This window comes from Dehalogenimonas sp. NIT-SK1 (genome assembly GCF_055384165.1).
The window spans coordinates 768,640-782,385 of the sequence record NZ_AP042352.1; the positions used below are offsets into that span (position 1 = coordinate 768,640).

At 50.3% G+C, this 13,746-nt stretch carries 14 protein-coding genes; 3 read left to right on the forward strand and 11 right to left on the reverse strand.

The window, feature by feature from the left end; translation table 11 throughout:
* From ACZ48S_RS04045 to ACZ48S_RS04075, 7 genes are all read right to left on the reverse strand, one after another.
* Window positions 1-918 carry an ABC transporter ATP-binding protein gene (locus ACZ48S_RS04045; RefSeq protein ID WP_464214346.1) on the reverse strand — a complete coding sequence of 306 codons (918 nt, stop codon included), beginning with the start codon at window positions 916-918 and terminating at the stop codon, window positions 1-3.
* Between the two features lie 126 nt (window positions 919-1,044).
* On the reverse strand, window positions 1,045-2,226 hold the full coding sequence (locus ACZ48S_RS04050) for a tubulin/FtsZ family protein (protein ID WP_464214348.1): 1,182 nt from the start codon (window positions 2,224-2,226) through the stop codon (window positions 1,045-1,047).
* A gap of 89 nt (window positions 2,227-2,315) precedes the next feature.
* Window positions 2,316-3,332: a type I glyceraldehyde-3-phosphate dehydrogenase gene (gene gap / locus ACZ48S_RS04055; protein ID WP_464214350.1), complete on the reverse strand. Its 1,017-nt coding sequence runs from the start codon at window positions 3,330-3,332 to the stop codon at window positions 2,316-2,318.
* A 12-nt stretch (window positions 3,333-3,344) separates the two neighbouring features.
* Entirely contained in the window at window positions 3,345-4,316 is a 972-nt protein-coding gene (locus ACZ48S_RS04060; RefSeq protein WP_464214352.1) for a 2-hydroxyacyl-CoA dehydratase family protein, read from the reverse strand.
* Window positions 4,317-4,351: 35 nt separating this feature from the next.
* Window positions 4,352-5,635, reverse strand: a complete 1,284-nt coding sequence (gene eno / locus ACZ48S_RS04065; RefSeq protein WP_464214354.1) for a phosphopyruvate hydratase — start codon at window positions 5,633-5,635, stop codon at window positions 4,352-4,354.
* Complete coding sequence (locus ACZ48S_RS04070; protein WP_464214356.1) at window positions 5,629-6,138, reverse strand: TIGR00725 family protein; 510 nt, start codon at window positions 6,136-6,138, stop codon at window positions 5,629-5,631. The genes eno and ACZ48S_RS04070 overlap by 7 nt, the downstream gene beginning before the upstream one ends.
* Before the next feature lie 58 nt (window positions 6,139-6,196).
* Window positions 6,197-6,784: a double zinc ribbon domain-containing protein gene (locus ACZ48S_RS04075; protein WP_464214358.1), complete on the reverse strand. Its 588-nt coding sequence runs from the start codon at window positions 6,782-6,784 to the stop codon at window positions 6,197-6,199.
* A gap of 46 nt (window positions 6,785-6,830) precedes the next feature.
* Here ACZ48S_RS04075 and hpt point away from each other — a divergent pair, with 46 nt between their 5' ends.
* The 3 genes from hpt to ACZ48S_RS04090 are packed head-to-tail and all read left to right on the forward strand — an operon-like array spanning window position 6,831 to window position 9,809.
* Window positions 6,831-7,397: a hypoxanthine phosphoribosyltransferase gene (gene hpt / locus ACZ48S_RS04080; RefSeq protein ID WP_464214360.1), complete on the forward strand. Its 567-nt coding sequence runs from the start codon at window positions 6,831-6,833 to the stop codon at window positions 7,395-7,397.
* Window positions 7,390-9,093 carry an adenine deaminase gene (gene ade, locus ACZ48S_RS04085; protein ID WP_464214362.1) on the forward strand — a complete coding sequence of 568 codons (1,704 nt, stop codon included), beginning with the start codon at window positions 7,390-7,392 and terminating at the stop codon, window positions 9,091-9,093. Before hpt ends, ade begins: the two co-directional genes overlap by 8 nt.
* Window positions 9,094-9,098: 5 nt before the next feature.
* Window positions 9,099-9,809: a phosphoribosyltransferase gene (locus ACZ48S_RS04090; protein WP_464214364.1), complete on the forward strand. Its 711-nt coding sequence runs from the start codon at window positions 9,099-9,101 to the stop codon at window positions 9,807-9,809.
* On the opposite strand, the gene ACZ48S_RS04095 is transcribed toward ACZ48S_RS04090, so the two are convergent.
* Genes ACZ48S_RS04095 through ACZ48S_RS04110 form a run of 4 tightly spaced genes read right to left on the reverse strand, consistent with a single transcriptional unit; the run spans window position 9,806 to window position 13,712 of the window.
* Complete coding sequence (locus tag ACZ48S_RS04095; RefSeq protein WP_464214366.1) at window positions 9,806-10,588, reverse strand: pseudouridine synthase; 783 nt, start codon at window positions 10,586-10,588, stop codon at window positions 9,806-9,808. The two genes, ACZ48S_RS04090 and ACZ48S_RS04095, sit on opposite strands and share 4 nt — an antisense overlap.
* Entirely contained in the window at window positions 10,585-11,826 is a 1,242-nt protein-coding gene (locus tag ACZ48S_RS04100; RefSeq protein ID WP_464214368.1) for a metallophosphoesterase family protein, read from the reverse strand. Before ACZ48S_RS04100 ends, ACZ48S_RS04095 begins: the two co-directional genes overlap by 4 nt.
* Before the next feature lie 28 nt (window positions 11,827-11,854).
* Window positions 11,855-13,165 carry a glycine--tRNA ligase gene (locus tag ACZ48S_RS04105; RefSeq protein WP_464214546.1) on the reverse strand — a complete coding sequence of 437 codons (1,311 nt, stop codon included), beginning with the start codon at window positions 13,163-13,165 and terminating at the stop codon, window positions 11,855-11,857.
* 16 nt (window positions 13,166-13,181) lie between these two features.
* Window positions 13,182-13,712, reverse strand: coding sequence for a hypothetical protein (locus ACZ48S_RS04110; protein WP_464214370.1), 531 nt, complete (start codon window positions 13,710-13,712; stop codon window positions 13,182-13,184).
* Between the last annotated feature and the right edge of the window lie 34 nt (window positions 13,713-13,746).

Here is a 13,746-nt window from a genome sequence, read left to right on the forward strand (position 1 = left end):
TTATTCCCTGATCTTGCGGCCGGTAAGTTTCAGAAAGACGTCTTCCAGTGAGGCCTGGCGTACATGCAGGTCTTTAAGCATGGAAGTGAGATTATTGGATTCGGCGTATTTGAGCACCGCTGACATGGTCGCGGGAATGCTGTCGGAATAGATAACCGCTTCGTTGAGGTCAATAGCCACCCGTGTGGCCCCTGGAAATTTCAGCAGTTCTTCTTCCGAGGGCAGTGGTTCCAGTTCAAACTGGATGGCTTTTTCCCTGAAGTTGCTGTTGATCAGTCCGCGCGGGGTATCCTGGGCAATAATCTTGCCGTGGTCAACGATGGCAATGCGGTCGCACAGGCGCTCGGCTTCCTCCATGTAATGGGTGGTCAGAAAGATGGTCTTGCCCTTGCGCTTCATATCTTCAATGACCTGCCACATGCCGCGTCGCACCTGAGGGTCGAGACCGGTGGTAGGTTCATCCAGGAAGGCAATCTCAGGGTCATTGATCAAGGCCATGGCCACAGACAACCGCTGCAGCTGCCCACCGGATAGATTTTTCACCAGCACCTTGCGGCTTTCTTCCAGGGAAAGCATCTCCAGTAGTTCATCAACCGGCAGGGTGCGGGTGTAAAAAGCGCTGAAGACGTCAAGCAGTTCTTCTACGGTGAGTGAAGGCATAAGCGCCGGAGTCTGCAGCTGGGCGCCGATGCGCTGTTTAATGGCATTAGAAGCCTTGGCTGAGTCCATGCCCAGGACGGTAACTTTGCCGGAGTCAAGCTTGCGCAGTCCTTCGATAATCTCCACCGTAGTGGTCTTACCGGCGCCGTTGGGTCCCAGCATGCCGAAGACTTCACCCTGGCTGACTTCAAAACTCAGGCCGTCCACCGCGCGGATCGGCCCGTATATTTTAACCAGGTTTTCAACTTTAATGACCAAAGGCTCTCCGGGAGTGCGGAATTATCAAGCGATTATAGCTGAAGGCTTGGGTGTATATCAACACTCAAAATAAAACACGCCCTGCCTATATATACCTGAGCAGGGCGTGTTTTGATTAAGTTGGAATCAATCCTCTAACAGGGAGGGGATATCCTTGCTCATGCCGTCGATATCCTCCAGTTTGGCGCGCAACTCTACCTGGCGCTGCTTGATAACAGGGATAAGGTCTATTGAATCTGAATAGAAATTACGCACTTTCTCTACATCTGATAATTCTGAAAGGATAGTTGTCACCGAAATACGGTTGGAACCTCTTGGGTAATCACCGTTGCGAATGATGGCATTGGGACATAATTCCCTCATCCATTCATTAAGCTCACGCATCATATCCATGTTCATTTCTTTTGCCGGTGCCGAAACAAGATATATTGCTCTGCCCGCGTCCTTTGGGTTGCATTTCAAGGAGAGCTCACTAATAGCTTCATCCATGGCTTGTATGCCCTTGTGAGTCTCAGATGTTTTACGTCTAAAATCGTTACTGCGCTCAAAAAGACTAAAAGATTTATTGAAATTCGCATGTCCCCAGCCATAAACGGACCAACCTGATAGAGTCTGGATTATATCGCCCGCATCCAAGGTTTTCGCACCGATAAACTTGGGGTTTTTCTCTTCACCCGCGCACAAAAGGTCATAGAAAGGCTCGACAATAAGCTCGTTAATACGTGAGATATTGTTGCCCAGTGATGAATCTTTCATGACATAACGTTGATTATCTATCAAGAAAACACAGTCAGAGATAGAGTAAATAGATTTAAGACAAACAGCAGAGTTATACGAAGCCCTTTCTTCTGTATCGCGTTCATGTTCAAATGGCAAAACAACCAGTGAGTACAAGGGTTTTTCCGGATAACGCTCTTTAATGCGCTGCGCTATTATGGGAATTGAACCTGATCCTGTACCGCCAGCTGCGGAAGCGGCCAGGAGAAAAGCGTCTGCTTCATAAAAATGCTTGGCGCTTCTTAAAGCGTCAATTACCTTATCCGCGTCAGCACGTGCTACTTCCGCTCCGAGTTCATTAATTTTACCAACACCGTGACCGCCAGTTTTGCGGCCGCCGATTAGTATGCGGTGTTGATAATCCGGTTCAATAGTAGTCAAGCCCGTGAGGTCTGCCGCGTCAGTATTGACCGCGAATATACCTGGGCAAATCTCGATGTTCCGCTGACTTTTCGCCCTCTTGTTTATCCTGGCGAATTCATCGGCTATTCGGCTTCCGGCCTGTCCCAGACCAACAATTATAAGTTTCATTGAATCCTCCTGATGTTAATCCCGATTCATTTTAGGTAGAGGTATATAGTCTGTCAACCATTACTAAAGTTGTTAAGGTCTAATTGAGTTTAGGAATTGATCTTGGACCCCATGTATGCCGCAAGATCGCCAAGCCTGGTAGCATAACCCCATTCATTGTCATACCACCCGAGAATCTTAACCATATTTCCGTCCATGACCATGGTTGAGGCGGAGTCAATGATACAACTTGCCGGATTGCCGCGGAAGTCTGAGCTTACCAGGGGCTCTTCGCAAAAAGAAAGGATTCCTTTCAACTTGCCTTCGGCTGCATTTTTAAGGCTTTCGTTGATTTGTTCTGCTGTAACATCTTGACTTACAACCGCGGTTACGTCGGCTATGGATACGTTGCCGACCGGCACCCTAAGAGAGATGCCGTGTATTAAGCCTTTAAGTTCAGGAATTACTTGGGCTACAGCCTTGGCAGCTCCGGTAGTGGTGGGGATTATATTTAGTGCCGCCGCCCGCGAACGACGCGGATCTTTGTGGTAGATATCTAAAAGGCTTTGGTCATTTGTATAAGCATGCACGGTATTAATGAGGGCTTTTTCAACGCCGAAATTTTCAAGGATGACTTTCACTATTGGGGTGACACAATTGGTAGTGCATGAGGCATTAGAGACAACGTCATGCTGGTCAGGCTGATAACTGAGTTGATTTACTCCCATTACTATTGTTGTATCAGCATTGGCTGAAGTGGTGGAAATGATTACTTTTTTGGCCCCGCCACTTAAATGCTGGGCCGCCAGGTTTCTGTCAGCAAAACGTCCGGTCGATTCGATAACTATATCTACATCATAGTCACCCCAAGGTATTTTGGCGGGTTCTTTTTCAGAAAAGGCTTTTATTTTCCGGCCATCCAATATGATGCCGTCCTGGTCTGACTGGATATTGCCTTTATAAATCCCGTAGGAAGAATCATATTTCAGAAGATGCGCGTTGGTGCCGGTATCAGCCAAGTCATTAATGGCAACGATTTCAAGTTTATCATCGTAATATTGTTTAATCGAGCGTAGGGCGAGTCGTCCGATTCTACCGAATCCATTAATACCTATTTTGGTAACCATAATCCCCCCAATTTATTTTTTGGAATATAAATTATTAAAGGATAACATATCCAGAAATGCCTCAATTCTCGTTTTTAAATGCTGATTAAGGTGCGTATCAGTATTTCCTTCAATGGTAAGAATTGGAACATTGAGTGACTGCCGCATCAGTATATCACCTATTGCGCGGTGGCAAAAGGATTGGACATAGTGGATTATTCCATCAATTTTCCGTTCAGCAATGGCGGCCGAAATATCATTGATTCGATATTCTGTTTCATAAGGATAGGTATAGGCGGTATATTGTTCTACTAAACTCGATGTTTCATACGGCATTGAGAACTGCCTTTGGATTTCATTAAAAACTACCCTGGCTCCACATTGCTCAATGTAATCATATAGATGCGCTGAATAAATAGGAGGAACACCGATAAAACCTAAACGTAGCTCTTGGGGATTATAAGGTTTCCTGTGTTGCGCTTCATCCAGCAGCGCCTGCCCTCGGACAAAATAATTTTCTAAATCTTGATTAAAATCAGACGTTGATACTAACCGAGAGTGATTTTCAGCCCCGCTGAGAAGATTGGTTTGCCAGGTCATTAAGTCGATATTACGAGCAAGAGCTCTCAGTGGTAATATCTCTCGACGGAGATTTTCAGCTTCCGCTAATGAAGTTCCCATTTCAGCGGCAAATTCATTCAGAGTTTGTATCATCAGTTGCTTGTCAGGCTTTATGGGATATGAAAAGGCAATGGTTTTAATGCCCTTGTATTTGAGGACATCCATAAGCATCAAGGTATTCGAGCAGTCTCCGCCGGTGACGCATACTACCGTTTTTATATTGTGCTTAAAAACAGAACCATAGATGCCTTTTATCCAGGCACAAGTGTTCAGGGGGAACCCATCTTGCTCCGCGCTAGATATGAGATCTTTCGTATTTTCAGCTTCAATGAATAGATTGTTCAGGTCAATTGGCTTATGACCCGCGGCCAGTATTATCTCCAAGGGTATTGTCGTGGTTATTCCGATTGTTTGCATTATTAAGAAATATTCTTAAAAGCTGATCTGCCGGCAAATTTCGCCTGACTACCCAGCTCTGATTCTATCGCTAGCAGACGGTTATATTTGCAGGTTCGTTCCCCCCGTGAGGGAGCTCCGGTTTTAATTTGACCGGAATTCAAGGCTACTGCTAAGTCAGCTATGGTTGTGTCCTCTGTTTCTCCGGAACGATGGCTTATCACAGCAGACCAATTGTTTTTAAGTGCCATTCCGACAGCGGCAATTGTTTCAGTAAGTGTTCCAATTTGATTGGGTTTTATCAATATTGAATTGGAAGCCTTGTTTTTAATACCTTTTTCGAGTCGGGTTACATTAGTAACATAGAGGTCGTCACCTACGAGCTGGACACGGTCCCCAGCTCTATCAGTTAAAAGACACCAGCCATCCCAATCATCTTCAGAAAGAGCGTCTTCAATGCTAATGATTGGATAGTCAACTATTAGCTTTTCATAAAACTCTACCATTTCTACACTGTTGAGACGGCGCCCTTCTTTTTCCAACAAATAATGGCCATCTTGGTATAATTCTGACGCGGCCACATCCAGCGCGATATAGCAGTCTTTTCCCGGATTGTAGCCGGATTTCTCTATCGCTTTGATAATTAATTCTATCGCCTCAGAGTTGGATTTTAGTGAAGGCGCAAAACCACCTTCGTCACCTACGTTTATACTAAAGCCCAATTTTCTCAGCAGGTTTTTCAAAGTATGGAATATTTCCGCGCTCATCCGCAGAGCGTCATTGAAGGTCGGCGCGCCAACGGGTACGATCATGAACTCTTGAAAATCAGTAGAATCAGAAGCATGTTTTCCACCGTTCAGAATGTTCAGCATGGGTACGGGCAGCAGATAGTTGCCCGTGGTATTCAAACTTTGAAAAAGAGGAATGCCCCTTGAATTTGCGGCAGCATGGGCTGAGGCAAGAGATACGGCTAATATGGCATTGGCGCCCAAACGGCTTTTGTTAGGTGTGCCATCAAGGGCAATCATTGTCTGGTCATTAGTGGCCTGGTCTTCAACCGGCATATCTAAGAGCATTGAGGAAAGTTCTCCATTGATGTTGGAAACCGCCCTGGTGACTCCTTTTCCATTGTAGCGCGCAGGGTTTTCATCACGCAGCTCTACCGCTTCATGCGTTCCGGTACTGGCTCCGGACGGTACCGCTGCCCAGCCAAATTTTCCGTCGGAAAGTCTGACGGTGGCCCCTACGGTAGGTGTCCCTCTTGAATCCAAAATTTCATGTCCTATGATATCTCTTATTGTTACCATTGGTAGTCCTTCTGCTGTTTGTTTTTTATTTCAATTATGCTGCTGATAGCTAATTCTACTGCTTCCTTAGCGCTGGCAGCTTGAATTATAGATTTATTAATTTCCTTTTCTTTCGACAGCGACCAAGTGTTTACTCCTATAACAGGAATGCCTGCTTGGCAGGCATAGGCGATTTCCGAAAGGGTACCGTATCCGCCGCCCACCGCTATAACTGCTTGCCCGCTTTTGGCGACAATCATATTACGTCCATAACCAATTCCCGTAACAATAGGGATAGTTACAAATTTATTCGCCGATTCACGATGCTCGCCGGGCAGAACACCGACGGTTAACCCACCGGAATTTACCGCGCCTCGGCATGCGGCCTCCATGATACCGTCAAGCCCTCCGCAAATGAGCACGGCACCTCTTGCAGCTAATTCCCGGCCTATTTCTTCAGCTGCTTGTATTTCATCAGCATTTGCATGGGAAGCGCCGATAACTGATATAAAATATTGGGACATAACGGTCAGGATTATATCATTGCTGATAAATACCGGCAAAAGCACAGGGGAGATATGGTCACGCGACGATGACGATAATAAGAATCAGAATGAGGGCAATTATGATGATGCCACCCACAAATAAAAAACGCGGCGGGATTTCTGCCAAGATGCCGGATAATGACACTCCGGCCCCGGTGGATGAGTGGTGCTGGGGGGCTTTGACCGGCTTGGGCTTCTCCATAACCGGCAGGGCTTCTTCCGGAAGGTCGGAGTAAGCGGCCCATTGCTTGTACAATTTCTTGAGTTTAGGGTCGGTTACCACCGGTTTGGGTTCACCGGACTGACCCTGGGATGTTGGAATAAAGGGTTTTCTGGCGGCAGCCATTTCAGCGGCGGTGGGCGGGTAGTCTTCCGGTGATGATTGTTCTGCCGTCGCTCCGGAACCGCTAAGCCGGGTACCACAGCCCGGACAGAAATCAAAAGGCGCCGACATTGTTTTGCCGCATGATGGGCAGGAGTGGGTTTTAGTCTGGTAAGAGGGTGTGAACAACGGATTGCCGCAGTTGGGGCAGAATTTTACATCACCGCCGGTTATTTCGGTGTCAATGTTGGTTCGGCACTTGGTGCAGGTAATGATATTATGGCCTTTTGCTGCGGAACTCATTTCAGTTGCTATTATAACATGGGCTGTACAGGCCGGGGCAATAACGTTGGACACAGACAAAACCAGTGTTTATAATGCCTTTGTGGCTGAGCTTAAACTATTGTTCCCTCATGAAGAAATCGAGGCCCGGGTCAGGCAGCTGGGCGCTGAGATAACAGCCGATTACCGGGGCGCTGACCCGCTGATTATCGGTGTGCTGAAGGGGGCGGTAATTTTCCTGGCTGACCTGATACGGCAAATAGACCTGCCGCTGGAGATTGATTTTATCGGGTTGTCCAGCTACGGAGACGGCACATCAAGTTGCGGTGAGGCGATAGTGACTGCCTGCCCGGCCGTATCTTTAAAAGGGCGGCATGTTCTGCTGGTTGAAGATATTATCGATACCGGTTATTGCCTGGAAAACCTGCTAAAAGTTATCAAGGCCGGGGAACCGGCATCGGTCAAGCTGTGCGCCCTGCTGGATAAACCAGGGCGGCGGCAAGTACCGGTCAGCGCTGACTATTCCGGTTTTAACGTACCGGATGCCTTTGTGGTAGGCTACGGCCTGGACTGCGGACAGCGGTACCGCAACCTGCCGGATATTTATACTTTGGGGGAAAGTGAGAGTGGGTGACAAGCAAACAGCCAGGTTAATCAGGGTTGCCCGGAGGCTTGAAGAGGCGGATGTGGTTTTCCGCAACGGTCGGGTGTTGAATGTTTTTACCGGTGAAATTGAATCAGTTTCGGTGGCGGTAGCTGATGGATTCATTGCCGGGCTTGGAGATTATTCTGAAGCCGGGGAAACCGTTGACCTTAATGGTAAATATTTGCTGCCTGGATTTATTGACGGACATACTCATATCGAAAGTTCCATGCTGGATATCAGCCAGTACGCCAGGGCGGTAATCGCCCGCGGCACCCTGGGCGTGGTTACGGATCTGCATGAACTGGTCAATGTTACCGGCATTGATGGCATAAGTTATATTTTGAAAGCAGCCGGCAATCTGCCGCTGGACCTGCATGTCATGGCGCCCTCTTGCGTTCCGGCGACACACCTGGAAACCTCCGGCGCAGAACTGGGCGCTGATGAAGTGGCCCAGGTACTGGGCATGCCCGGTGTTATCGGCCTGGGCGAAATGATGAATTTCCCTGGAGTGCTTTTTGGTGATGCCGGTGTGCTTGATAAGCTGGCCGCAGCCTCCGGTAAGGTGATTGATGGCCACGCTCCGGGACTGGGAGGTAGTGACCTTAACGCTTACGCCGCGGCTGGAATTGGATCGGATCATGAGTGCACCCGGCTTGAAGAAGCCAGGGAAAAGCTGGCGCGCGGTCTGCATGTCATGATACGGGAAGGCTCGACGGAAAAAAATCTGGAAGAATTACTGCCGCTGGTTACCTCGCGGAACAGCCGCCGCTGCATGCTGGTAGTTGATGACCGCAGCTGCTCTGACCTTAACCGGGATGGTGATATTGACGCTGTGGTTAGAAAAGCGGTCAGGCTGGGCCTGGACCCGGTAACCGCTGTCCAGATGGCCACTATAAATCCGGCCGAATATTTTGGACTAAAATACACCGGTGCCGTAGCTCCCGGCTACCGGGCTAATCTGCTGGTTGCTGATGATCTTGATAAGCTCGATATATCCCGGGTATATTACCGGGGCCGCCTGGTTGCCGCGGATGGTGAAGCCCTTTTCCCGGCGAAAACGGAAGACCCGGCCGGGCTGCGGCGCTGTATGCGGGTAAAACCTTTTAGCGCGGCTGATTTGAAGCTGGAAACAGCAGGGGAGAACACGCCGGTGATGGAACTGGTACCGGGGCAGATAGTCACCCGATACCGCAAGGAAAAGGTTTCTACGGTGCCGGATTTTGCCCGGGATATTCTGAAAATGGTGGTGGTGGAGCGTCACCGGGGCACCGGCAATATAGGCAAGGGGCTGGTCCGGGGATTCGGCATGACTCGCGGCGCCCTGGCTTCATCGGTAGCCCATGATTCCCATAATATCATAAGTGTCGGCGCCTCGGATGACGATATTTACGCAGCGATACAGGAGGTCGTCAGGATGGGGGGAGGTCTGGCGGTGGTTATCGACGGTCAGTTACTGGCCGGCCTGCCGCTGCCTATTGCCGGGTTAATGTCTGACCGGCCGCTGGCCGAAGTAGTGACTGATTTTGAGCAACTGGAGAAGCGGGCTAAAGAAACCGGCGTTAAACCGGCGGCGCCTTTCGCGGCGCTGTCTTTCCTGGCTCTGCCGGTAATACCGGAATTGAAACTGACCGATCTTGGCCCGGTTGATGTGGCCGCCTTTGAAATTATTGGAAAGCAGGATTAGATTACATGGTTTATCGACCGCCGTCTCCCAAGCCGCTGTTTGAGAACCGCTTTGACGCCGGAAAGCAGCTGGCGGAGAAACTAACATCTTATAAGAATGAGCCCTGTATCGTGCTGGCCATCCCCAACGGCGGATTGCCTGTTGGTCTGCAGGTGGCTCTGACACTGGGGGCGGAACTCGACGTGGTAATTGCCCGCAAACTGCCCATCCCGCTGCGGCCGGAAGGCGGGTTCGGGGCGGTTACCGATGACGGTACCACCATATTTAATAACGATGTTATAAAATCCCTGGAACTGACGCAGTCACAGATTAACTATCAGATAGCCAAAGTCAGGAATGATATCCAGCAGCGCAGTCTTGCTTTCCGCGGACCGGGGAGGGCGCTATCGGTGGTGGCCGGCAAGACGGCAATTATCGTTGATGACGGCCTGGCCTCCGGCTATACCATGATGGCCGCGGTGGAAGCCGTCCGGCGGCGTCGGCCGGAGAGAATAATAGTAGCGGTGCCGGTAGCCAGTGAGATGGCGGTGCGTAAGGTGGAGAAAATAGCCGACAGGGTAATAACGGTACATACGGCACTGGTGCCCAAGTTTTATGTTTCCTACTATTACCGATATTGGCATGATATGAAAGACGATGACGGCTTGAAATGCATCCGCGAATGGGAAATCCGCCGTTACAAGCCCAATCTGAAAACCATAAACCAGCCGTTTTAACGCGGAGCTGGTTTCTTTTTAACCGTTTTGCCGCAGGCGTGCAGGCGTTTGACCTCTTTGTGGTTCAGGCGGCGGCAGTCACCTTCCCTCAACTGCTTCAGTTCGACCGGGCCGATCCGGATTCTCCTGAGTTCCCGCACCTGGTGTCCAAGAGCGGCGAAAATTCGTCGTATTATACGTTTGCGTCCTTCGTGAATAGTGATGCGGTAATTGTAAGGCTGCAGGGAAACCGGCTTGATTTCAGCCGGGGCGCTCAACCCATCATCCAGTTCCAGTCCTTTTTCCGCCCGTTCAATTTCCGCTGATGATAAACTGCCGTCTATGGCTACCAGGTATTCTTTTTCCACACCGAACCGGGGGTGGGTAAGCCGGTAGGTAAGTTGGCCATCGTTGGTCAGCAGCATCAGCCCGGTGGTGTTTTCATCCAGCCTGCCGACCGGAAACAGCCGATATTGCCGCATTTCCGCCGGCAGCAGGTCCAGCACGGTACGTCGGCCCTGGGGATCATCGGTGGTGGACAAAAAGCCCAGCGGTTTGTTCAGAATTACATAATGTGACAGCGCCGGCGAGTCAAGTTTGATAATCCGGCCATCCAGTTTTACCGTGTCAGAGGTGACCAGGGGCTGGTTGAAGTTTTCCGCCGGTTGGTCATTAACAGTGATACGCCCGGCCTTAATGGCGGAGGCCAGATCCCGGCGTGAACCGGTGCCGGCGTCACGCAGGGCTTTCAATAGAGTAAGTCCGACCGGGTGCCTGGTACGGGTGCCTGTTTTTTTCATTGGTTGTCCAGTTCAGCCAGCAGAACATCAGCGTGTTCCAATAATTCCCGACGGCGGGCTACGGCAACATCAGCAGTAGACAGGTAATATTCAAGCGCTTGCCGGGGTGATAAGGAATCATTGTTATCGTCGCCGCCGAAACGGGCGCGGTTTTCATGCTCAATCTGGCGTGATATGGAGAAAAAGTATGCCGTCCTAAGCTGGTTTTTGATTTCCGAGTCGCGTATCAGGGGAGCAACTGACTCCGGCATGGAAATTTTGAGCTGGACTATCGCACCATTTATCAGCTCTTTCTTGGCGCTGATGATATTAAGTATTTCCCCGGTGGGATCAAGGGTTTCCGGTGATAACCTGGCCGCCAGAGTGAGGAAACGACGGCCTTCCAGCCGATGGAAATGATAATCAACTTTATTTTGCCCGTTTTCGGCGGTGACATTGATGACATAAAAACCCTTGTCATCCGCTTCTTCACCAAAATCCAGCCTTTCCATGCTACCGGCATAAACTACCGGCGGAGTTTCATGAAGCACCTGGCGCTTGTGCAGATGTCCCAGGGCTACGTAGTCGAAAGCCTCCAGGGCAATGTTGCCCAGCAGTATTGTTGGTTCATTGCCCAAAACCAGCTTATTTTCAGAGCCGAGCTTGGCGCCGTCCACCCAGATGTGTGCCGCCATGAGCGCCGGCAATGCCGGGTCGAGACCTTCAGCCATTTGCTGTATTTTAGCGGACATAATGTCTTCAATACGGGTTTTAAGGTCTTCAGCGGAAAGGGAGGCCCCTTCATTCTGGGCTTTGCTTTCCAGAGATCCCTTTCTCGGCCAGGGCAGCGCCGCGATCTGCACCGGCCCGGAGGCTGTTTCGATGCGGTAGATATCCGGCTGAGCGGCTACGGTGACACGGGGAATACGCAGGGTATCGTAAATTTCAGTTGAGGTGGCGCGGCCGGAAGCGGCAGGCAGATCATGGTTGCCGATAAGCAGAAACACCGGTATCTGGTGGTCCGCCATTTTCCGGATGCGACGGGCGAATTCCCGTTGCTGGGTCTGGGAAGGATCGCGGTTTTTGAAGGCGTCGCCGCAGAACAGTACCAGGTCCGCTTTTTCGCTAATGGCATATTCAACCAGTTTATCAAAAGCTGCCAGAAAATCAATAAACCTGGTATTCATCCCGGTTTCCGGGTCCGGATGACCGTAAAGCTCTACACCCAGATGGAGGTCAGCGAAATGGATTATTTTCATAATCGAATTACCATTATGCCAGCGACTGTTATTTCAGCTCTCCCTTCAGGCGGGGAAAGAGATAAGCTTTTATTTCGGAAACGGGTATTCGCTCCTGGGTCATGCTGTCGCGTTCGCGTATGGTTACCTGGTTATCTTCCAGTGAGTTGAAATCAACAGTAATGCAGTACGGTGTGCCGATCTCATCCTGGCGCCGGTAGCGGCGACCGATGCTCTGGGCTTCATCATAGGTGACCATCCATGCTTTGCGCAGTGAAGCGTAAATTTCTTTGGACAGATTAACCAACGGTTCTTTTTTTGACAGCGGCAGAACCGCGGCTTTGAACGGGGATAGCCTGGGGTGCAGTTTCAGCACTGTCCGGGTGTCATCCTTGTCCGGTTCTTCAGTGTAGGCGTCTATCAGAAAAGCCAGTACCGAACGATCTACTCCGGCCGAAGGCTCGATGACGTAAGGCATGTAGTGTTCCTTGGTTTCATCGTCAAAGTATTCAAGTTTCTTGCCGCTGTATTCCGAGTGCTGCTTAAGGTCAAAGTCACAGCGGTTGGCGATGCCTTCCAGTTCGCTCCAGCCCATGGGGAACAGGTACTGGATATCAGAGCAGGCCTTGGCGTAGTGGGCCAGTTCATCGGAACCGTGGGGACGCAGCCGGAGGTTTTCCGGTCTGATGCCGAAAGAAGTGTACCAGTCCAGACGGGCCTGGAGCCAGTGTTGGTGCCAGGAGTCATCGGTCCCGGGTTTGACGAAATATTCCAGTTCCATTTGTTCGAATTCGCGTGAGCGGAAGATAAAATTGCCGGTGGTAATCTCATTGCGGAAACTCTTGCCTATCTGGGCGATGCCGAAAGGCAGTTTTTTGCGGGTCGTGTTGAGCACGTTCTCAAAGTTGGTAAAGATACCCTGGGCAGTTTCCGGACGCAGGTAGACCACCGAAGACGTGGTTTCCATGGGCCCCATGAATGTTTTGAACATCAGGTTAAACTGGCGCGGCTCAGTCAGCCGGCCGCCGCAGGAGGGGCATTTGTCACCCTCGAAATCATCCGGGCGCCAGCGCATTTTACAGTCAAGGCAGTCAGACATGGGGTCGGAAAATCCGGTTACATGGCCTGAAGCTTCCCAGACGCGGGGATTCATCAGGATAGAGGAATCAACCCCGACTACATCGTCACGTTCCTGGACAATGGATTGCCACCAGGCCTGCTTGATATTGTTTTTCAACTGGACTCCCAGCGGTCCGTAATCCCAGCAGCCGCCCAGGCCTCCGTAGATGTCGCTCGATTGAAAAATGAAACCGCGGCGGCGGCTCAGCGATACGATTTTTTCCATGCCTGAAACGTTCATTTCCTGTGCCAAAAGATTACTCCTTTTTATTGTCCTGGTGAGAATTAAAACTGCGGTAGGCCCGGATGACCATGGGCAGCGCGTATCCGATTAAAACGATGCCGCCGATGACTAAAACAACCAGAGCGAAAAGCCACAGGTGCATCAGGTGTTCATTCTGAAGCGCGTAAAAGATGCTGTCCAGCAGGACGTAGCCCATGATCAGCTGCGCTATGGCCGGCAGGTTGCCCATTATGGTCAGTAACCGGGCCGGGTCAAAGACCAGACTGCTCGCGTTTTCCTGAAAAAGCTTTACCTGTCCGATTATTTTTACCGTGAGGTAAGCGGCTGCCGACAGCACCACTTGGATACCCAGCATCAGCACCGTGAAAACAAGCTTGGAGACCGCCTCACCGGAAGGTTCGCCCTCCAGGTTGAAACGATAGTGTATATCCGCCGGCAGCTGCCCGTAAAAAACAGCCGCCAGGCCGGCGGTTAAAAAAAGAACCGCCAGCGGCAAAATAATATAGCTTATACGAAACTGGAGCGGATTGTTGTTTTGCGGCAATTGCTTCCTCGGTGCTTATTCTACCGTAATACCG